This is a genomic window from Mucilaginibacter sp. PAMB04168, from assembly GCF_039634365.2.
Taxonomy (GTDB): domain Bacteria; phylum Bacteroidota; class Bacteroidia; order Sphingobacteriales; family Sphingobacteriaceae; genus Mucilaginibacter.
Map to the genome: position 1 here is coordinate 1182390 of NZ_CP155079.2, position 22246 is coordinate 1204635.

The 22246-nt window shown below is 42.7% G+C and carries 18 protein-coding genes; 14 read left to right on the plus strand and 4 right to left on the minus strand.

Going from position 1 to position 22246, the window contains the following annotated elements:
• Positions 1–66: 66 nt before the first annotated feature.
• From prfB to ABDD94_RS05075, 3 genes are all read left to right on the plus strand, one after another.
• Positions 67–1159, plus strand: a protein-coding gene (prfB, locus tag ABDD94_RS05065) for a peptide chain release factor 2 (protein WP_345948618.1) whose coding sequence is annotated in 2 segments (ribosomal slippage) — positions 67–126 and positions 128–1159 — 1092 coding nt in all. Because the reading frame shifts where the segments join, the coding sequence is not laid out codon by codon here.
• 155 nt (positions 1160–1314) lie between these two features.
• On the plus strand, positions 1315–2226 hold the full coding sequence (locus tag ABDD94_RS05070; RefSeq protein WP_345954944.1) for an alpha/beta hydrolase: 912 nt from the start codon (positions 1315–1317) through the stop codon (positions 2224–2226).
• A 90-nt stretch (positions 2227–2316) separates the two neighbouring features.
• Positions 2317–3414: a heavy metal-binding domain-containing protein gene (locus ABDD94_RS05075; protein WP_345954945.1), complete on the plus strand. Its 1098-nt coding sequence runs from the start codon at positions 2317–2319 to the stop codon at positions 3412–3414.
• Between the two features lie 15 nt (positions 3415–3429).
• Here ABDD94_RS05075 and ABDD94_RS05080 read toward each other — a convergent pair whose 3' ends face one another.
• From ABDD94_RS05080 to ABDD94_RS05090, 3 genes are read right to left on the minus strand one after another with little or no spacing between them, the layout of a single operon-like run.
• The gene (locus tag ABDD94_RS05080) at positions 3430–4194 is read right to left on the minus strand and encodes a DUF4846 domain-containing protein (protein ID WP_345954946.1); all 765 of its coding nucleotides are present in this window, start codon (positions 4192–4194) and stop codon (positions 3430–3432) included.
• Entirely contained in the window at positions 4191–4913 is a 723-nt protein-coding gene (locus tag ABDD94_RS05085) for a M23 family metallopeptidase (RefSeq protein WP_345954947.1), read from the minus strand. Before ABDD94_RS05085 ends, ABDD94_RS05080 begins: the two co-directional genes overlap by 4 nt.
• Before the next feature lie 37 nt (positions 4914–4950).
• On the minus strand, positions 4951–5808 hold the full coding sequence (locus tag ABDD94_RS05090) for a transglutaminase-like domain-containing protein (protein WP_345948613.1): 858 nt from the start codon (positions 5806–5808) through the stop codon (positions 4951–4953).
• A 47-nt stretch (positions 5809–5855) separates the two neighbouring features.
• On the opposite strand from ABDD94_RS05090, the gene ABDD94_RS05095 reads away from it, so the two are divergent.
• Positions 5856–6449: a hypothetical protein gene (locus ABDD94_RS05095; RefSeq protein WP_345954948.1), complete on the plus strand. Its 594-nt coding sequence runs from the start codon at positions 5856–5858 to the stop codon at positions 6447–6449.
• Between the two features lie 160 nt (positions 6450–6609).
• On the opposite strand, the gene ABDD94_RS05100 is transcribed toward ABDD94_RS05095, so the two are convergent.
• Positions 6610–7758: a polymerase gene (locus ABDD94_RS05100; protein WP_345954949.1), complete on the minus strand. Its 1149-nt coding sequence runs from the start codon at positions 7756–7758 to the stop codon at positions 6610–6612.
• Positions 7759–7899: 141 nt separating this feature from the next.
• Here ABDD94_RS05100 and ABDD94_RS05105 point away from each other — a divergent pair, with 141 nt between their 5' ends.
• From ABDD94_RS05105 to ABDD94_RS05150, 10 genes are all read left to right on the plus strand, one after another.
• The gene (locus ABDD94_RS05105) at positions 7900–9453 is read left to right on the plus strand and encodes a hypothetical protein (protein ID WP_345954950.1); all 1554 of its coding nucleotides are present in this window, start codon (positions 7900–7902) and stop codon (positions 9451–9453) included.
• A gap of 110 nt (positions 9454–9563) precedes the next feature.
• Complete coding sequence (locus ABDD94_RS05110) at positions 9564–10544, plus strand: deoxyhypusine synthase family protein (RefSeq protein ID WP_345952115.1); 981 nt, start codon at positions 9564–9566, stop codon at positions 10542–10544.
• Between the two features lie 254 nt (positions 10545–10798).
• Positions 10799–12073, plus strand: coding sequence for a cytochrome c3 family protein (locus tag ABDD94_RS05115; protein ID WP_345954951.1), 1275 nt, complete (start codon positions 10799–10801; stop codon positions 12071–12073).
• 41 nt (positions 12074–12114) lie between these two features.
• Positions 12115–15153, plus strand: a complete 3039-nt coding sequence (locus ABDD94_RS05120; protein ID WP_345954952.1) for a TAT-variant-translocated molybdopterin oxidoreductase — start codon at positions 12115–12117, stop codon at positions 15151–15153.
• A 29-nt stretch (positions 15154–15182) separates the two neighbouring features.
• Positions 15183–16655 (plus strand): NrfD/PsrC family molybdoenzyme membrane anchor subunit, encoded by a 1473-nt coding sequence (gene nrfD / locus ABDD94_RS05125; RefSeq protein WP_345948607.1) that lies wholly within the window; start codon positions 15183–15185, stop codon positions 16653–16655.
• 2 nt (positions 16656–16657) lie between these two features.
• A complete protein-coding gene (locus ABDD94_RS05130) occupies positions 16658–17194 on the plus strand; it encodes a DUF3341 domain-containing protein (RefSeq protein WP_345948606.1) in 537 nt (178 codons plus the stop codon).
• The gene (locus tag ABDD94_RS05135; protein ID WP_345948605.1) at positions 17187–17762 is read left to right on the plus strand and encodes a cytochrome c; all 576 of its coding nucleotides are present in this window, start codon (positions 17187–17189) and stop codon (positions 17760–17762) included. The genes ABDD94_RS05130 and ABDD94_RS05135 overlap by 8 nt, the downstream gene beginning before the upstream one ends.
• A 13-nt stretch (positions 17763–17775) precedes the next feature.
• Complete coding sequence (locus ABDD94_RS05140; protein ID WP_345954953.1) at positions 17776–19053, plus strand: quinol:cytochrome C oxidoreductase; 1278 nt, start codon at positions 17776–17778, stop codon at positions 19051–19053.
• Between the two features lie 47 nt (positions 19054–19100).
• On the plus strand, positions 19101–20312 hold the full coding sequence (locus tag ABDD94_RS05145; RefSeq protein WP_345954954.1) for a cytochrome c oxidase subunit II: 1212 nt from the start codon (positions 19101–19103) through the stop codon (positions 20310–20312).
• A 16-nt stretch (positions 20313–20328) separates the two neighbouring features.
• Positions 20329–22209 carry a cbb3-type cytochrome c oxidase subunit I gene (locus ABDD94_RS05150; protein ID WP_345948602.1) on the plus strand — a complete coding sequence of 627 codons (1881 nt, stop codon included), beginning with the start codon at positions 20329–20331 and terminating at the stop codon, positions 22207–22209.
• The last annotated feature ends 37 nt before the right edge of the window (positions 22210–22246 follow it).

Sequence of the window (22246 nt, forward strand, 5' to 3'; positions counted from 1 at the left end):
GGCTTGTCTTAAACCGACAGGCCTTTTTTATGTTTACGCTATTAGGTTTTAACTATATTTGCTACCATGACAAAAGAACAAGTACAGGATTTAAGGGATAGAACAGCTTCCCTGAGGAGGCATCTTTGACATCGATAAAAAACTTGAAGAATTAGCAAAAGAACAGGAAATAACAGTTAGTCCGGAGTTTTGGAATGCACCCAAGGAAGCCGAAAAGGTATTGGCATCTATAAAGGTGAAAAAAGTTTGGACAGACGCCTTCCAGAAAGTTGTATCAACAGTTGATGATACTGGCGTACTTTATGAATTTTACCAGAGCGGTGATGCTACTGAGCCCGAAATGCAGGAACAGTTCAATGCGGCACTAAAAGCTGTAGAAGAACTGGAATTTAAGAACATGCTATCGGCCGAGGAAGACCAACTGAATGCCGTTTTACAAATTACAGCCGGTGCCGGTGGTACCGAAAGCTGCGACTGGGCCAGCATGCTCATGCGTATGTACATTATGTGGGGCGAAAAGAACGGCTACAAAGTAAGTGAGCAGGATTACCAGGAAGGCGATGTAGCCGGTATTAAAACTGTTACTTTGCAAATTGAAGGTGATTTTGCCTACGGTTATTTAAAAGGCGAAAATGGAGTACACCGTCTGGTGCGTGTGTCGCCGTTTGATGCCAATGCCAAGCGCCATACATCGTTTGCCTCTGTGTACGTGTACCCATTGGTTGATGATACGATTGAAATTGAGGTAAACCCTGCTGATATAGAGTTTGAGACATTCCGCTCGGGCGGCGCAGGCGGGCAAAACGTAAATAAGGTAGAAACTGCCGTACGTTTGTACCATAAACCATCAGGCATTGTTATTAAAAACCAGGAGTCGCGCTCGCAATTGCAGAATAAGGAAAATGCGATCCGCTTACTAAAATCTCAGTTATATGAGATTGAAATGCGCAAGCGTATGGAAACCAGTAATGCTATCGAAGGCAATAAAAAGAAGATTGAATGGGGTTCGCAAATACGCAACTACGTATTGCACCCATACAAACTGGTTAAAGACTTACGTACCGATCACGAAACATCCAACGCACAAGCTGTGTTAGATGGTGAATTGGACGACTTCTTGAAAGCCTACTTAATGGAATTTGGCGGGCCCAAAAGCTAAGCCGATTTAAGAGCAAAAACTAAAAAAGGGTGTCATCCCGAACGATAGCGAGAAATCTTGTACAAGCAATTAGCGGTGTATTAGATATCTCGCTATTTGTTCTGAATGGCATTTTTTGTTTTATATTAGCCTCAACCAAATTCGATAAACCAACTATGCGAACCAAACTCCTAACTGTGTCTTTAATGATGCTTGGTACATTAACATTTGCGCAAAGTACTCAACCCATAAAGCTTTATCCTAAAGGTGTTCCAAACAGCAAGGCTGCACCAGCAGCTTATGCCGAAAAGAACGAAAATAGCAGGGTAAGTATGGTTACAGATCCGGTGCTTACACCATTTTTTCCGGAAAAGGGAAAAGCTAACGGCGCGTCAATCATTATTTGCCCTGGGGGCGGCTATTCCAGACTGGCTATAGATCATGAAGGTACCGCTGTAGCCAAAAAGTTTAACGAAATAGGAGTAACGGCTTTTGTGCTTACCTACCGCCTGCCCAGCGATGCCATAATGCTTGACAAAACTATTGGTCCGCTACAGGATGCACAGCGTTCTATACAACTGGTGCGCCAGCGTTCTAAAGAATGGGGATTAGATACCGGTAGGGTAGGTATCATCGGCTTTTCGGCGGGTGGCCACCTGGCTTCAACCGCTATTACGCATTTTAACAAAGCCGTTATTAATAATAAAGACAACGTTAACCTGCGGCCAAACTTCGCCGTATTAATGTACCCGGTAATCAGCTTTACCGAAATAGCTCACAAAGGCTCACGCGAAAATTTGATTGGCAAAACACCAACGCCCGAAATGGTTGACCTATACTCGAACGAAAAGCAGGTAACCGCACAAACGCCACCCACTTTTTTAGTACATGCACAGGATGATAAAACCGTGCCTGTAATGAACAGCATTGCTTTTTACGAAGCCATGGTAAAAGCCGGTGTAAAAGGAGAACTGCACTTGTACCAGGCCGGCGGCCACGGCTTTGGGCTGGTAAACAAAACAACTAAAGACGAATGGTTTAACGGTTGTAAAAACTGGATGGATGCTAACGGGTGGTTAGGTAAGTAGTGAAATTTACATTAGTTAATTTGATTACATTGCGGTATTCATGAAATCATGTTTATCCGGTAAGCTTTTTATTTTTTTAATTTCTCAAGCATGTTAGCCCCTAAAGATATATTAGTTGTTACTACTTCAACAATTGAAGGCAAATCTATTAAAAAGCACATTAAACCTGTAACAGCACATATTGTTGCCGGAACGAATTTCTTCAGCGATATGTTTGCCGCTTTCAGCGATTTTTTTGGTGGAAGATCCTCATCATATCAGAAACAGCTTACCTCCCTTTATGATGAAGCGATACATAGCATTAAGTTGGCCGCTTATGAAATAGGTGCTAATGCAGTTGTAGGTTTGAGTATAGATATGGATGAGATATCGGGAAAAAACAAATCTATGTTTATGTTAACCGCTATTGGTACGGCTGTAGTTTTAGAAAATGATGTTGTTGTAACACCTGCATTTGAGGAGGATGAGAAATTTGAAAATGTGAGTTATGAAAAGCTCAATACTTTATACAGGAAGCGCGATTATTTGAAGAAAGCCCAGGAGGATAATTTAACCTTTAATGAGGACAGTTGGAAGTTTTTTACCAATAACAGGATGGAAGAGATATTTCCATTCCTTATAAAGAAATATCAAACAATGGTTACGGGCGTACCTCAAAATGAGCTTAAAGATTTTTATGACAGATTGCTAATGTATATTGACGCTTTTCCAGAAGAAAAGAAAGTAGCATTAGTTTATAGTGCAATCTTGACAGAAAAGAATGAATATAATCTTGCTCTGCTTAGCAAAGTAGTTAATGATCTTAATTTGTTAGATCTAAATTACGCACATCAAGTGATTGGGCATGATGATTTTAATACTCGAAAAATAGGGTTGCAAATTACAACCTTTAACAAACCATTCTATAATCGTGAAGATATCGAACTTTTTAACGCGATTAAGGAACAGATAACATCTAATTTTAAGGAACGCGGAACCCGTACAACTAAAAAACAATTGTTATCTTCTAAAGAGAGGGAGGTATGGATATGCGAATGTGGTAACACAAATGATGTTCCTGGCTATAGTGCTTACTGTGATGGTTGTTTCAAGGATATTTTTGGTTTTAAGGCGAATGATGTCACGCCGGCTAAAGCAGCAACTAGCATAAGCACAAAAGTAGAACTAATATCAGAACTGGTAGGGTAAGTTCGCCTACGTTATTCAAAATCGTTTCAAATACGCCGCACTCACTAATTCACCGTACGGAATTTGAGCCGGCTCATCTAAACTAAACCAGGGTGAGCCGTTTTGCAATATTTGTATGTTTTGAGCAGGCATAAAGCTTTGTGCCAGTAAGAATCTTTTCTGATGATTGACCTTGTTTATCACCACATTCATTACTATAAAACAATGGCCTGGCGAACCACCCTTGATGAACACATCACCGATATTCAAATCATTTGCATTGGTTACCTGATGCAGTTCCTTGTCTAGCGATAAAGTACCAGCGTAAGAGAATACGAGGTTCATGTACCTTAAAAAGCTGGCGTAGCTGTAATCTTTTGCAGCCTGCTTTTTCCATACGCCGCTTTGCTGATAACGGTACCCTTCGGCAAAGTGAATAAAATCGCATTTAAACCCGCTGGTAAAATTAAAGCTGATGGCTTTGTAGTCTTTTTTACTGTATAGGTACTCTGCCCTTAAGCGCATCACGGCGTCGGCGCACTGCTGTAAATCCTGGTTGCCAATGCTCATGTTGAGCACAGCAGCGGTATAAGGGTTTGTACGGGCAATGGTGCCTGTGTAGGTGCGGGTAGGAGTACCTGCCGGCTTAAGCGTTCTGTTTTGAAGCCATTGTGCAAAAGAACCAGGTTGCACCGTTATCTGCTGGTAACTTGCCGGTATTTTAAAACGGCTAACTACAGTGTCGGTTTTTATAAATACCGAAGTGATGAGTAATAACAGGGCAAGAACTATATTTTTCATAAGCGAGCGGCTTGTGTAAGTGCTTGATAAGGGTTATAAGGAACCGGCAAATTGCCCGTTAAATTAAATGCTGAAAAATGCAAATGTGTAGGAGAGCGCTGTTTGTAAGCATTAAAACCCGTACGGCCTACTTCTGCAATTTTCTGCCCGCGCTTTATGATATCGCCCGGTTTCACAAAAACGTTGCGGTTGTGAGCATAATAAGTTATTATGTTTTGTTGCGGGTGGTATAGCCAAATGTACCTGCCGCCTCTCAGATCGCTTTCTGCATCCCAAGTATTACTACAGGCCAGCACTAGGCCATCCGCAACGGCCAAAACGTTTACCGGCAACTGGGTATGGTCGTCCAGGTCGTCATGGTTGCGGTCATCAATAAAAATATCATGCGCGGGGTGGGCAGTATGTTTGTTGCCGTCAAAGTAATTATAACCTTTGTCATTGTATCCATCGCCATGAGTGCCACCAATATCACGTGCAGAGTATCCGGCGAGTGGAAACACCCATTTGTCGTCTGTTGAAGGGGTATAGACGGCTTTAATTTTTGTTATCAGGGAACTAAAGCTATGCGCTGCTTTGTTGCGATTAATGCTGCCGTTTGTTACCTGTGAGTTCAGCTTATCAAACGCGTTGCAGTACTTAAAAAGTTTGCCTTGCTGGCCGTAAGTATATCTCGACAGTGAAAGTAACAGCAACAGATTAAGTAAGAAAGCTTTAGGCATAAGATATTGGTATGCCTAAAGTTACAAAATATCTTGCTTATTGCAATACCGCCAATAACTCGTTAAGTTCCTGCACTTTCTCTGCAGATCCGAGTTGTTCGTATGAGCTGATGAGATTGCGCAAAATACGGCGCACAATGTCAGTATTACTGCAGGGTTCGTAAAACTGCTTATCTATATTCAGGTTCAGTTGTTTCAGGAACATATCTACATCACGCCTGCCAAAAATGAAACCTTTATTGAAAGCATTAATATAAAACAGTACCCCGCTTTCAAACTCCGATTTGGCCGATTCATCCATGTAAGCCAGTATGAAGTGCTGCGGTAAATTGACGCCATAAATAGGTATATCCAGCTTTTGGGCCACTACCGAGTAGATAATAGCCAGCGAGATCTGATTGCCCTTCTTAGTTTCCAAAACCTGGCTCAGGTAACTGTTTTGGGGATCCTGGTGATTGGTGGTATTACCGCTAAAGCCATATAGGTTATATAACACGTGGTTAATGAGCTTAACCTGGTCAGATGGACTGCCCTCAAACATCATCTGCATCCATATATCACGTTTAATGGCTTCAATCTGGTTAATAACTTTTTGCTCATCCAGATCGGGATATTGGTATTTATTGATAATAAGTGCACCGCGCAATAAATCAAAAGCACCGCTCTGATGCCAGAGTTCCAGATCGTTTTTCACAATGCTAAATTGTATTTCGTGCACCAGGTTGGCTATGCGATCTTGCTGTACGCTATCAAAAGCCTGTTCCCAGGCGCTTTCAAGGTAGGTGATAGCAGTAGGACCGTATGACAATAGTTTTTCGTGCACATGCTCAAAGACTTCCCGGTCCGGGTCATCCAGTAGTTTTATAAGTGAGTTTATTTCAGCTTCGTTAATCATGTTGCCTATTCCTTCCAAATAATAAAGCTTTCTTTATTTTTACAACCATGTTTAAGCTAAAGTTTGCGCTAAGCCATTTTTTGCATCAGCGTAAGGCTATTAACCGCCATGGGTTGCACTCGCCGTTTGTATATCGGCTGGTTGATGAAGTAATTTACGATTTTTCGAATAAAAAAGTATATGCTGAAATTGAAAAAGAATTACAAGGAAGCAAAAAATTAGACGCAACAGACAAACTCCTGTACCGTTTGATAAATGATGCTAAGCCTGCTACTTTATGGATAGCGGGGCGCCATCAGCGTACCGACAGCTCAATTATACAACGTGCAGCCCAAACAGTACTGATTAAAAAAATTGACAATGCAGCCGATTGGCGCGACACCATAGCGCCTGATGTAATCTTTTTAGATACGCAGCTCAACCCGCAATCAACCATGGATTATTTTAACAAGCTGCTACCCCGCATACATGCCGATACTTTGCTTATAGTGAAAAACATTAACGAAAATATGCTTACCAAAACATCATTGAACATTATGCAATCGCACGCTAAGGTTACTGTATCTGTAAATTTGTTTTGGTTGGGACTATTCTATTTTAGGCCGGGCAAAGTGAAGGAAGATTTTTTGATTAAATTTTAATGGAAGACAAGCATCGGGTGTTTTAAGTGATAATAAAACTTAGCGGCATCTGGTGGCCGAGCAACCTAAGTAACATGGGGCTTTTTAGCCAATCGCTTTGCAAGCGTATTTAGAACACCATGTTCGCCTCGCTCCGGCATCAAAACTCACAACTTATTTTTTAAAACGCTTCTCCCAAACTCAGGTAAAAGCCTTGCTGTCTTTTTTCGCCGGCGGGCTTTTGGCCCACACCGTAGTCTATACGCATGGTAAGGCCTTTTTCAGTATCAAAAAAGTAACGCAGTCCGCCGCCGTAGTTAGGTTTAAACTGGTCAAAATTCAAGCTGTTTTTAAATACGGTGCCCGTGCCTGCAAAGCCGGCAATGCCAAAGCGGTCGCTTATGCGGTAGCGTAGCTCAGTTTGGCCGGCCAGCATATTTTTATCGCGATAGCGGCCATTGTAATAACCGCGCATCATTTCATCGTTTCCTAGCTCGGGTAGTAAGTAAAACGGTGTTTGGCTACCCAGCAGGCTTTGGTCTTGTATGTTAAACCCTAATACCAAACGTTTGCTCAATGCAAAAAACTGAGCATACTCTATATTTAATAAGCTGCCCTGATAAGCATTATCAGCAAACAGGCCATGCATTACGTTCAGGTAGCCGGTTATATGCATACCCTTAGTGGTGTAAGTGTTGTTATTGCGATTGTCGAACGTAAGGCTTGGGCCGGCGTAAACGCCCGCGCCGCCATTGCGGTCTTGCGGTGTTAAACGGGCTTCGAAACTTTTGCCGGTATTTTCTATGCGGTACTTGTAATCATAAGCGCCCAGCACATAGCCTATGTAAATGTGCTCACCTAAGCGCTTTTCTCCTAAAAAATTAACCTTAAATCGTTTTTCACTAATTCGCTGCTCGTCGGTTTTCCGGGTATTATCGCCAATGCCATAAAAATTAAACGGAAAATTGATGTAGCTGATCCCTGCCGTGTAATGATACTTGTTTCGCGGTGTCCAGTAGCTACTGCTTAAGCTTACACGCTGCTGACCCTCGGTAGTAAAAGTAGCATAAGCAAAAATGTTAGATACCCTGGTGCGCTTACTGCTGTCTGTGTAAAAAGAATAGAGGGTAGATGCACCCACCTCCAGTCCGGTTTCCGGAGCTGAACTCAGTACCGGCAGCAGAAAAAAGCTGGCGCTGCGCGTGCTGTCTTTCTCGAACAACATTTTACGAACAAACCTGGGCGTTATCTTTTTGATGAAAGCGGGCTGTGCGTGTGCGCTAAACGTACTTAAAACGAGTATTAGAAAAGCTATAATGTTTTTTTTCATGAACGGCGTAGGGTTGAATAAGTACAAAGGTAGGTTTATTGTTTGCAGATTAACAGTTACAAAGTGCGGATAGCAGTTTTAAAGGAACCCGATAGTGCCATATTTTTTGCATACATTTAAATAACATGACCCTGTAACCCAATGCCTGATCCTCGTAAAATAAAAACGCCCGGTGTATACGTGCCCGAAAAGATGATCTTTCCAAATTCGGTGATTCAGGTAAGTACTGCTGTGCCTGTATTTATCGGATACACGCAAAAGGCCAACGATGGTAAGCAGGCACTTCTCAATAAAGCCACCCGTATTACGTCCTTAAAACAGTATGTGCAACTTTTTGGCTCCGGGCAAGGTGCTTTATTAAAGTTTGCTATAACCGCAGCACCCGCATCTTGGCCTGTGCCTAACGCACCGCATGTAACCATTAACGGACGCGAGCAAGCTGTTCAAGCAAGTGCGCCGTCTTTTTACCTGTACAACGCTATCCGGCTGTTTTTTCAGAACGGTGGACTCGCTTGTTACATTATTGCTGTAGGTAATTATCATGAAAATATCCTGCTGGAGCATTTTAAAACCGGTTTGAGCATATTATTGGATCAGGCAGAGCCTGCATTGCTGGTAATGCCCGATGCTTTATTATTACCGCATGATGATTTTTATGCATTAGTACAAATGGCTTTGCAGCAATGTAAGGAGATGGGCAGTATATTTTACTTGGTTGATGTATGGGGAGGTAGTGCTATGGCCGATGTTAACGTTATTGGTTCCGGATCAACCTTAGATGTTATTACCGACTTTAGAACCAATATAGGCGCCGATGCCCTTAGTTATGGTGCTGCCTATTTTCCATGGTTAAATACCTCTATTCTAGGTGTTGACGAAATAACCTTTGCTAACCTGCCCGATTTAGATACTTATATTGAAACAGATGCATCTCATCAGGCGGCCTATCATGCAGTTAAAACTGCATTGCTCAACACAGCCTATGCGTTGCTCCGAGAGGATAACGCTATGCATAATGAAGCTACTATTGCAGCGGTACAACAGTCGCATTTAGCATTGCTGGCCGTTAGTTTAAATTATAAGCAGCTTATTGCAGCAGCTACTGCTGCTGCCAACGTACAGCCTGCGGCAGGGGCTTTGGCCGGCGTATACATATCTAGCGATTTGAGCAAGGGAGTATGGAAAGCACCGGCAAATGTTAATCTTGCAGGGGTTATTAAACCAACGCTTTATATAACAGATGCTGTACAGCAAATATTAAATGTGAGCACTGCCGACGGCAAGTCGGTTAATGCAATACGCACATTCCCTGGGCGGGGCGTACTGGTGTGGGGTGCACGTACGCTTAACGGAAATAGTAATGAATGGCGCTATATAAGTGTTAAAAGAACGGTGATGATGATTGAGCAGTCGGCAAAACAGGCATTACTCCCTTATGCTTTGCAGCCCAATAACGCCGATACTTGGATGAAGGTTAAAGATATGATGTACAATTTTTTATTAGGCCTGTGGAAGCAAGGTGCATTTGTAGGTACATCGCCCACCGACGCTTTTCATGTAAGCGTGGGCCTGGGTACTACCATGACCGCAGCCGATATAAGCAATGGTGTACTGATGCTCGAATTGATGGTTGCTTTGACTCGTCCTGCCGAATTTATTTACATAAGGATTAAGCAGCAAATGCAAAAACCATAGCATTTTGGGCAATTGTAGCGAGTTATCGTAATCCTTTCAATTCTTAATCCCATCTTCTCAATCTTAAACAAATTACCTACTTTTGCGCCTGATTTTTAATTGATTGGATGATGGATATTACTAGAGGACCTATATCTCAGTTTATTGAGAAAAACTACCGGCATTTTAATGCAGCCGCATTAATGGATGCTGCCAAAGGATACGAAACACACCTGCTTGAGGGTGGTAAAATGATGGTTACGCTGGCCGGCGCTATGAGTACAGCGGAACTGGGTATTTCGCTGGCCGAAATGATTCGTCAAGATAAAATTGCAATTATTTCATGTACCGGCGCTAATCTCGAAGAAGATATCATGAACCTGGTTGCGCACTCACACTACAAGCGTGTGCCTAACTATCGCGACTTAAGTCCGCAGGACGAATGGGATTTGTTGGAGAATCATTATAACCGCGTAACGGATACCTGTATACCTGAAGAAGAAGCTTTCCGCCGTTTGCAAAAGCATATTCACCAGGTTTGGAAAGATGCAGATGACACAGGTGAGCGTTATTTTCCGCATGAGTACATGTATAAGATGCTGCTAAGCGGCGATTTGGAGCAGTATTACGAAATTGACCCGAAAAATTCATGGATGCTGGCTGCGGCCGAAAAGAACCTGCCAATTGTGGTACCAGGCTGGGAAGACTCAACCATGGGTAACATATTTGCTTCATACGTAATTAAGGGGCAAATTAAAGCCAGTACCATGAAGAGTGGTATTGAGTATATGGCTTGGTTGGCCGATTGGTATGTAAAAAATTCGGATGGCAAGGGCATTGGCTTTTTCCAGATTGGTGGTGGCATTGCCGGCGATTTTCCAATATGCGTTGTGCCTATGCTTTACCAGGATATGGAAATGGAAAACATTCCTTTTTGGAGCTATTTCTGCCAGATATCTGATTCCACTACATCATACGGTTCATACTCGGGTGCAGTGCCAAACGAAAAAATTACCTGGGGTAAGCTGGATATCCACACACCTAAGTTTATAGTAGAATCTGACGCTACCATAGTAGCACCGCTGATATTCGCCTGGTTACTAAAACAATAAAATAGATTTTCAAATCTGCAACTCGCCGTTGCAAGAAAATTTATTTAAATACAACGAAAATAGCCCTCTGATAAATCGGAGGGCTATTTTTTTAACTAGTTTAGACTGATTATAAATTAGAAACAAGTGTCACTAATTTGTCAGCCATAGTTTATAAAATTTTACTTTTGTGGACTGAAAAAAGCGGGATACCTACGTCTTTTCAGTTTATAAAGTATCACACACATACAAATTATCTAGCATAAATACGCTTTATGAGAAAATTCTCATTACTTCTTAAACAGTTTTCAAGGTCGGTTTTACTGGTAGCGGGCTTAACGGCCATGGGCTTTAATGCCCTTGCTCAAGGTGATGCTGCCAAGGGCGAAGCTTTATATAAGGCGAAATGTACCTCATGTCATAAACTCGATCAGCGTTTAACCGGTCCGGCTTTAGGCCCTGTAATGACGTCTGAGACTGACGACAAGTGGTTAACCAAATGGATTCAGAACAACCAGGCTTTAATTGCCGCTAAAGATCCAAAAGCGCTTAAGATTTACAACGAGTACAACCAGGCGGGCATGAACGTGTTCACTGAGCTGAGCGATGGTGATGTGGCTAACATTATTACCTACGTTCGCGATGAGTACAAGAAAATGCAGGCAGCTCCTGCCGCTGGTGGTTCTGCCAACGCTGCAGGTGCCGGTGCTGCTGAGGGTCCAAGCAATGCATTGATTTTCGGTTTGATTGCCGCAGTTGTTGTAGCCTTAATCGTTATCCTGGTTCTTAACCGTGCCATTGGTACTTTAGAGCGTTTGATCTTAAAACGTAAAGATCTGCTTCCTGAAGAGGATGTAGTAGAAGAGGCTGTTGCTGTTGATCGTTTTGCTACCGTTAAAAGGTTGGCTAAAAATAAGAAACTGGTATTCTTCTTCGTATTAGCCGGTACCATCGCTTTAGGTAGCTGGAGCTGGGTAACCATGTGGAACACCAACGTTCATCAAGGATATCAACCCGTACAACCTATTAAATACTCACACGAGTTGCACGCAGGTGTGATGAAGATTAATTGTCAGTACTGTCACTCAAGTGCATATAAAGGTAAAAATGCAACTATACCATCACTAAACGTGTGTATGAACTGCCATAAGGTAGTTAAAACAGAATCTCCTGAGATACACAAAATTTATGATGCATTGGGTTATGATCCGGGTACCCAGAAATATGATACCACTAAGGCTCGTCCTATCCAATGGGTGCGTATACACAACCTGCCTGATTTTGCTTACTTTAATCACTCGCAGCACACTAAGGTTGCAGGTATTCAGTGCCAGAAATGTCACGGTCCGATCCAAACCATGAAAGAGGTTTATCAATATTCACCTCTTACCATGAAATGGTGTATCCAGTGCCACAAGCGCACCGAAACCGGCTTTAAAGGCAATGCTTACTACGACAAAATGGTTGAAGTGCATGATGCTTTAAAACGCGGCGAAAAAGTAACCGCTGCAGCATTAGGCGGTTTGGAGTGTGCTAAATGCCACTATTAATAAATTAAGAAACTTAGCAATTTACAGTTTATAAAGCTTAAATGGAAAGCAATAAAAAATACTGGAAAGGTTTAGAAGAGCTGAACAACACGCCAGAGTTTGTTGAATTAAACAAACATGAGTTTGCTGAGCCTGTTCCGATTGAGGAAGTGCTGAGCGGTAACGGTTTAACCGGTAAAACGCCGCGTCGTAATTTCTTAAAAACAGTTGGCTTTGGTATAGGTGCCGTTTCACTCGCCGCCTGTCAGAAAACACCTGTTCACAAATCTATACCTTACTTAATTAAACCCGAGGAGGTAACTCCTGGTGTAGCTAACTATTATACATCCAGCTATAATGGCCATGCTATATTAGTTAAAACCCGCGAAGGACGCCCGATTAAAATTGAAGGTAACCCTGGTGATGTATTAGGGCAGGGTGGTGTTAACGCACAAGTACAGGCTTCAATATTAGACCTGTATAACGTTGCCCGCTTAAAAGGCCCTATGCAAGATAATGGCGACGTAGCCTGGAGCCAGCTTGACGATTATGTTAAAGCTGAACTGGGTGCCATTAAAGCAAGCGGTAAACAAATCCGTATTGTAACCTCAACAATTAATAGCCCTTCAACTTTAAGGGTGATCAGCGATTTTATCGCTCAATATCCAACTGCTAAGCACGTTACTTATGATGCGGTTTCTTTAACCGGTATTATTCAGGCCAATCAAAATAGCTTTGGCAAAGCAGTTTTGCCACGCTATAGCTTTGACAAGGCCGACGTAATTGTAAGCTTTGGTGCCGACTTTTTAGGCCCGTGGATTTCACAAGCAGAGCACATGCGTCAGTATGTGTCAAACCGTAGCCACGAAGCTTTGGAAGGCAAGAAAATGTCACGCCATATCCAGTTCGAAGCCCGCATGAGCTTAACCGGAAGTAACGCCGACGTTCGTGTGCCAATTAAACCATCTGAAGAAGGTGTTGCCTTAGTTAGCTTATATAATGCTATTGCCGGCACTACTTTACCTGGTACTAAAAAACTGACAGATAAGGCTACAGAGAACGCTGTAATTATAGCCGCTAAAGAACTGGTTGCTGCCAAAGGCCGTGCACTGGTTGTAGCAGGTACTAACGATGTAGCTTCGCAAATACTGGTTAACGCAATAAATTCGTTGCTGGGCAGCTACGGTACTACGATCGATTTAGACAACCCATCATACCAATACAAAGGTAACGATGCAGAAATGGTGGCCTTTGTTGATGAGATGAAAGCAGGCCAGGTTGGCGCCGTGTTATTTTTAAATGCCAACCCGGTATATAATTATTACCAAAGCAGTGCTTTTGCAGATGCTTTGAAAAAAGTACGTTTACGCATTTCATTTGCTGAAAGCAACGACGAAACAGCTGCACAATGTAATATAGTAGCGCCTAACAGCCACTACCTGGAATCATGGGGTGACGAAAATGCTGTCGAGGGTTATTATACCATTGTACAACCAACCATCAATAAGGTATATGACAGCCGTAAAGCTGAAGAAAGCTTACTGGTGTGGTCAAACAACCCGGTTAAAGATTACTACACATACGTACGTAATACCTGGAACACTACTCTATTACCTCAAGGAGGCTTTGCCGGTCAGAACGGCTGGGAAAGCTTACTGCAAACCGGTTTTGTAAAGGCGGCTGCTAAACCAGCGGGCACTTACACTTTTAGCCGCGATTTGAACGCTGTAGCACAAACCATTTTGGGGCAGAGCGCCAAACTAGCTGCAGGTGAAGGTAAATTGGAACTGGAAGTTTTTGAAAGCAATACAGTACGTGACGGTAAATATGCCAATAACCCATGGTTACAGGAGTTACCTGATCCAGTTTCGAAAGTTACTTGGGATAACTATGTAGCTATATCTCCTAAAACAGCTAAAGAATTAAAACTGGAAGAAGGTGACGTAGTAAAAGTTACGGCTAACAATTATTCAACAGAGTTACCAATACTATTACAACCAGGCCAGGCGCAAGGTACTATCTCTATCGCTTTGGGTTACGGCCGTTCAAAAGCTGGTAAAGTAGGTGATGAAGTGGGTAAAAACGCTTTCCCTTTCTTAAGCTTTGTAAACGGTACTTTCCGCGGCACAGCAATTGCTCAACTGGAGGCAGTAGGCGGTGATAAAATTGTGTTGGCACAAACACAAACTCACCACTCGTATGAAGGTCGTGATGTAATTCGCGAAACTACATTACAGCAGTTCCTGAAAAAGCCAGAAGGCGAGAAAGAAGAGAAAAAAGAAACCTACGATTTGTGGAATGATTATGATCGTCCGCAATATGACTGGGTAATGGCTATAGACTTAAATGCTTGTACAGGTTGCGGTGCTTGTGTTGTAGCTTGTAACGCCGAAAATAATATTCCGGTTGTAGGCCGTGATGAGGTTCGCCGTCGTCGTGAGATGCACTGGATCCGTATTGACCGTTATTATAGCTTTGACGAAAACGGCCATAACGTTACCGAGGAAAAAGAGATCAACAAACTGGAAAACCTGGATAACGTTTCTGTTACCTTCCAGCCAATGCTTTGCCAGCACTGTGATCACGCACCTTGCGAAACTGTTTGTCCGGTTTTAGCTACCACGCACTCATCAGAAGGTTTAAACCAGATGACTTACAACCGTTGTGTTGGTACACGTTATTGCGCTAACAACTGTCCTTATAAAGTGCGTCGTTTCAACTGGTTCAACTACTGGAATGATTCACGTTTTGAGAACTATATCCAAAACGATTACACAGAATTGGTATTAAACCCTGATGTTACTACCCGTTTCCGTGGTGTAATGGAGAAATGTACTTTCTGCGTACAACGTATACAAGCTGGTAAACTAAATGCCAAATTACAAAAACGTCCTTTACAGGATGGTGATATCAAAGTTGCCTGTCAGCAAACCTGCCCTGCCAACGCCATCATATTTGGTAACAAAAACGATCCTAATTCACAAGTATCTAAAGCTTTAAAAAGTGAAAGAACTTACTATGTGCTGGAAGAGTTAAACGTTAAGCCAGGCATCGGTTACCAAACCAAAGTAAGAAACAGAGACGCAGTAACAGAAGCATAAATTATAAAAACACGAGATTATTATATACTATGGCATCTCACAGTGAAGCAATAATCAGGGAACCGTTAATTACGGGCAAGAACATTACCTATGCCCAAATTACTAACGAGGTTTTACTCCCTGTTGAAAATAAACCCAACTTGGCCTGGTGGATCGGCTTTGCCTTAGCATCTGCCGGAGCAGCATTATGGGTATTCTCTATCAGCTGGACTTTTTGGTTCGGTGTAGGAGAGTGGGGATTGAACAAAACAGTGGGCTGGGCCTGGGACATCACCGGTTTCGTGTGGTGGGTAGGTATCGGTCACGCCGGAACGCTTATCTCGGCTGTATTGCTGATATTCCGTCAAAACTGGCGTAACTCTATCAACCGTTCTGCCGAAGCAATGACTATTTTCGCGGTTATTTGTGCGGCCACTTACATCTTTGGTCACATGGGCCGCCCTTGGTTGGCTTACTGGACTTTACCACTGCCTAACCAGTACGGCTCACTATGGGTAAACTGGAACTCGGCGCTGATGATGGACGTGTTCGCGATCTCTACCTACTTCTCCGTATCGTTGATATTCTGGTACACCGGTTTATTACCTGATATTGCAAGTATCCGTGACCGCGCTACAGGCCTACGCCGCCGTATATACTCTGTTCTTTCTTTCGGATGGACAGGTTCAGTAAAAACCTGGCAGCGTTTCGAAACTGTGTCATTAATCCTGGCCGGTATTTCAACACCGCTGGTACTTTCGGTACACACCATCGTATCATTCGACTTTGCCACATCACTGGAGCCAGGATGGCATACTACCATCTTCCCGCCATATTTCGTTGCGGGCGCGATCTTCTCAGGTTTTGCCATGGTGCAAACCCTATTGCTGATTGCCCGTAAGGTTTTAGGTTTAGAGAACTATATCACCATGTTCCACATCGAGTCAATGAACAAGATTATCTTGTTAACCGGTTCAATCGTGGGTGTGGCTTATATCACTGAGTTTTTCATCGCCTGGTACTCAGGTGTTGAGTATGAGCAATATGCATTCATTAACCGTTCAACTGGTCCGTACTGGTGGGCTTACTGGAGCATGATGACCTGTAACGTAATTACACCTCAGCTCTTCTGGTTCAAAAAAATCCGTATCAACATCCCGTTAGCATGGATATTATCAATCATTGTTAACATCGGTATGTGGTTTGAGCGTTTCGTCATCATCGTTACCTCCCTGCACCGCGATTTCTTGCCGTCAAGCTGGGTAATGTTCTATCCAACCTGGACAGACGTAGGCATCTTCGTAGGTTCAATCGGCTTGTTCTTCACAATGTTCCTGTTATTCATCCGCGTGTTACCATCAGTGGCTATGGCTGAGGTTAAACTGTTGCTGAAAACATCGAGCGAGCAGGCTAAAAAGAAACTGATTGATGACGGCCACCTGGAGCCGGAGCAACAGGCAGATTATGTTAAAGCATTAGAGAAATACGACAGTGTTGATTTAACTCAATACCAAAAAGCATAACCATGAGCAGCACTAAATTTATATTAGGATGTTTTGATGACCCGGACAATATGATGCACGGGATTGAGAAACTACAAAAAAGCAGTATCCCTATTTATGACGTTTACACCCCAATGCCAATCCACGGTATTGAGGCTAAATTAGGCGTTAAGGAATCACGTTTAGGTTATGCAGCATTTTGCTTTGGCTGCCTGGGTGGTTCAGTAATCTTTAGTATATTATATTATACGCTGGTGCATGACTGGCCATTAAACGTAGGTGGTAAACCCCACTTTGCTATGCCAAACTTCGTACCCTTTACCTTTGAGTGGACTATCTTGTTCTCGGCCTTTGGTATGGTGTTTACATTTTATGCCGCAACTCACTTGTTTCCGGGCCGTGCTCCGCGCGTAATGGATTTGAGAGCAACAGACGACCGCTTTGTAATAGCCATTGATGCTAAAGGTAATGTACCGCATGATGATATAACCCGCTTACTGGAAGAAGCTGGTGCAGTTGAAGTTAAGCATAACGAAAGGAAATATGTTAGCTATGAGTAAAATAAGAATATTTGGTGCAACAATAATGGCTGTTGCTGCAACGATTGTAGCTACATCCTGCAAAGATAAAAGAAGCACCGGCTGGCAATATGCTCCGAATATGTATGAGCACATTGCACCTGAGTACGATCAACCGAACAAAAACTTTAAAGACGGTAAAACCGCACAACTACCTCCTGCAGGTACAGTGCCTGTTGGCTTTACCCGTTTCGATTATCCAAATACAAGAGCGGGTTACGACCAGGCATCTGTTGAGGTGAAGAACATGCTTGCACAAACGCAGGCAAACTACGCCGAGGGTAAGAAATTATACGAGTCGTTCTGCTCACCTTGCCACGGCATGACCGGTCAGGGTGATGGTACAGTAACCCAGCACGGTTACCCGCCGCCGCCTTCGTACTCAAAAGGAACATCTTCTCGTGGTGGCGCCATGAAAGATCTAAATGACGGTAAAATATACCATACTATTACTTACGGTGTAAACGCAATGGGGTCATATGCCTCGCAGCTGGCACCAGAAGAGCGCTGGAAAGTAATTATGTATGTTCACCATTTGCAAACCTTATAATTTTATAGCTTAAATGAGCACTCATCAACATAGTTTTAACGAACGTTTTGAATTTGCCGGCAAAGCTAAAACCTTCAGCCTTGTAGGTATTGTAATAGGCATTGTAGGTGTACTAGCAGGCTTTTTCGGAGGCGAAAAAGGTATTCAAAACACTTTCTCTAATCTACTGCTTTCAAGCTACTATTTTGTAGGCGTTTGCGTAGCTGGTGTATTCTTCCTGGCTTATCAGTACATGGCGCAAGCCGGCTGGTCTGTTAGTTTCTTACGTATTCCGCAGGCATTTGCCCGTGCTTTAGGTGTAGCTGTTGTCATATTATTAATAGTGGTTGGCGCCGGTTTGTTGGTAAAACATCCCGAAATGCACGAAGGCCATAAAGTTATGGCACCTTATCTGTACGCGCACTGGGCTACTCCGGGCTTGTCAGATCCTAAAAGCGAAATTTATGATACCATCATCGCTGGTAAGTCGGCTTTCCTTAACGTGCCTTTCTTTTTTGGTACCTTAATCGTATTGCTGGGTCTTTATACCTGGTTTGGTAGCCAGCTAGTTAAATATTCAAATAATGAAGACGCGTTAGGCGGCATGCTTAACTATAACAAAAGCTTCAAAATTTCGGCTATCTTCTTAACTATTTTTGGTTTTACCTTTCCCATATATGCCTTTGGTGCTGTTATGTCATTAGAAGCACATTGGTTTTCAACTATGTTTGGTTGGTATAACCTGGCTGCAGTGCACGTAAGTGGTTTAGCGGTAATTGCATTAACGTTAATTATCCTAAAAGAAAACGGTTACTTCTCTTGGGTTAACGAAAGCCATTTCCATGATTTGGGTAAACTGATCTTTGGTTTCTCCATCTTTTGGACCTATGTATGGTTTGCGCAGTTCTTCCTTACCTGGTATGCTAATGTCCCAGAGGAAAGTGTGTACTTCTACAAACGTTGGGAGCCTGAGTACAAATGGTGGTTCTGGTTAAATATTATACTAAACTTCCTGGCACCGTTATTACTGTTAATGAAGAACGATAGTAAACGTTCAATGAACAGAATGAAAATTGCGGCCATCATTATCATCATCGGTCACTGGCTAGATTACTACCTGATGATTATGCCAGGCACTATCGAAAAAGAGCACATGTTCGATTTGGTAGAGTTTTTACAAGACATGGCAATTTTTGCAGGCTTTGCAGGTTTATTTACCTTCGTGATGTTGAACGCTTTAAGCAAGTTCGAATCGCTTATTCCTAAAAAACACCCGTTCCTGGAAGAAAGCCTTCATCACCACATTCAATAATTGCTTACCTTTGCAAATCATTATAGAATTCCAAATCATCGATAAAAATGGCATTCAAGCATCTAATAAATTATAAAAAGTTCTTATCGCTGGTAGCGATGGTGCTGCTGCTAGGTACTAACCTGGTGATGGCGCAAACTGCCAGCTCAAATGCTACCGCTACCGATAGCGGCGACACTTCAGCGCAATCGGCTGGTATGTGGAGCACTGTTGGTTACTACGCGCTGTTATTTTTAATAGTTTGTATTGTTGTAGCTATTGTAGGTAAAATATTAAAGGTTTATGACCTCACCTTGCAAATGCAAGGTAAAAAGGGCATAAACTGGAATAATGTAATGGCCGTTGGCTTCCTGATTTTCCTGGTTGCAGGTTTGGTGGGTGTGTACTACTCATTTACCGTACATGGAAGCATGATTTTAGGTGATGCTTCCTCTGTACACGGTAAAACGCTGGACACAATGTTCTGGACTACCTTCCTGATCACCTTTGCGGTGTTCCTGCTTACACAGTTCTTACTGTTCTTCTTCGTTTTCAAATACAAAGGGTCTGACAAACGCAAAGCTTACTATTACCCGCACAATAATACTATTGAAAAGATCTGGACTGTTGCTCCGGCAATTGTTCTGACCATCCTGGTAGTATTTGGCTTCTTAACCTGGCGCAAAATAACCAACACGGTTGATGCCAAAGGTGAGCCAGCATCTTTAAATGTTGATGTAACCGGTCACCAGTTTGCCTGGGAGCTGCGTTACCCAGGTAAAGATGGCAAATTGGGCAAAAAGAATATTAAACTGGTTAGCGGCACCAACAAACTGGGTCTGAGCTACGACGACAAGAACAGTTTTGACGATATACAGGCAGATACATTAATGCTACCTGTAAACAAGTCGGTTCGTTTAAACATTATTGCACAGGATGTAATACATAGTGTTTATATGCCAAACTTCCGTGTACAAATTAACGCTGTACCTGGTTTACCTACCTACTTCAAATTTACGCCAACTAAAACTACAGCCGAAATGCGTTCTGAGTTAGATCAGCCTGACTTTGACTATCGTTTGTATTGCAACAAAATTTGCGGTGGTAGCCACTTTAACATGCAAAAACTGGTTGTTGTAGTTAGCCAGGCCGAGTATCAAAACTGGCTTGCCAGGCAAAAGCCTTACCTAAGCTCTGAATTGAAAAAGGAACTTAAGTTAGCTGACAACCCGCTTTACAAGCAATCACAATTACAAAACCGATTAGCGTCAATTAATTAATCAAGAGATAGCGATTATGTCAACATTAGCAGTTCAGGATCACGGCGTAGGACATCATGATCACGATCACGAACATCACCATAACGAAACTTTCCTGACGAAGTACATCTTCAGTCAGGATCACAAAATGATAGCCCGGCAATTTTTAATTACCGGTATCATCATGGCGGTTATTGCCATGATACTGTCTATCCTTTTCCGTATTCAATTAGCCTATCCGGAAAAAGCATTCCCTTTACTGGAAACTTTATTAGGTCGTTTTGCTCCGGGCGGACGCTTGGATACCAACTTCTACCTGTCGTTAGTTACTATACACGGTACCATCATGGTATTCTTTGTATTAACTGCAGGTTTGAGCGGTACCTTTAGTAACCTGTTGATTCCATATCAATTGGGAGCACGTGATATGGCATCGCCTTTCATGAACATGCTATCTTACTGGTTGTTCTTTGTAGCAAGTGTGATCATGATGGCTTCTTTCTTTACCGAAAAAGGTCCAGCCGGTCCAGGATGGACTATCTATCCGCCGCTATCTGCCTTACCTAAGGCAATGCCGGGCTCAGGTGCCGGTATGACTTACTGGTTAATCAGTATGACCTTGTTTGTTGCTTCACAGCTTTTAGGGGGTATCAATTACATTAGTACTATCCTGAACATGCGTACCAAAGGTATGGATCTTTGGAAAATGCCTTTGACTATATGGGCTTTCTTTCTTACTGCTATCCTGGGTGTATTAGCGTTCCCTGTACTTGTTGCCGGTGTTGTTTTATTGATTTTTGACCGCAGTTTTGGTACTAGCTTTTATTTATCAGACATAGTTGTTCAAAACCAGCAAACTGCGTTTGAAGGTGGCAGCCCAATCTTGTTCCAGCACTTATTCTGGTTCCTGGGTCACCCTGAGGTATACATCGTAATTATGCCGGCTTTGGGTATATCATCCGAAGTTATTGCAACCAACTCACGTAAGCCAATCTTTGGTTATCATGCCATGGTTTACTCCTTAATTGGTATCACGGTTTTATCGTTCATTGTATGGGGTCACCATATGTTCGTGACGGGTATGAATCCGTTCCTGGGCGGTGTGTTCATGATCACCACATTGATAATTGCGGTACCATCGGCTGTAAAAACATTTAACTACTTAGCTACCCTATGGCGCGGTAACATCCGGTTTACGCCGGCCATGCTGTTTGCTATCGGTTTGGTTTCTTTCTTCATCTCAGGTGGTTTAACAGGTATTTTCCTGGGGAACGCTGCGTTAGATATTAACCTACATGATACTTACTTCGTGGTAGCTCACTTCCACTTGGTAATGGGTTCGGCAGCTATTTTCGGTATGCTTGCGGGTGTTTACCACTGGTTCCCTAAAATGTTTGGCCGTATGATGGACACTAAATTAGGATACCTGCACTTCTGGTTAACCTTTATTGGTGCTTACCTGGTGTTCTTCCCAATGCACTTTATGGGCTTGGATGGTGTACCACGTCGTTACTATTCATTTACTGAGATTGAATCGTTGAAACAGTGGGTGTCTGTAAATACATTCATCACCTGGGCGGCTATTCTGTCGGCGTTAGCACAAGTGGCTTTCTTGTGGAACTTCTTTTACTCGATCTTCTTCGGTGAAAAAGCGCCTCAAAATCCATGGAACTCTACAACATTGGAGTGGACTACACCAGTTGAACATATTCACGGTAATTGGCCTGGCGAAATTCCAACTGTTTACCGTTGGCCGTATGATTATAGCAAACCTGGCCATGATGAGGACTTCATCCCTCAAACTGTGCCTTTCTCACAAACATTAAGCTCTAACTTGCCACACGATTTTGAAGATAATCCGGTAAAATTAGAGTCGCATAAAGACTGGGTTGAAAAACCAGGCGAAGTAAAGAAATAAGAATTTAGAATTCTGATGATTTAGGGTATCTGTATCG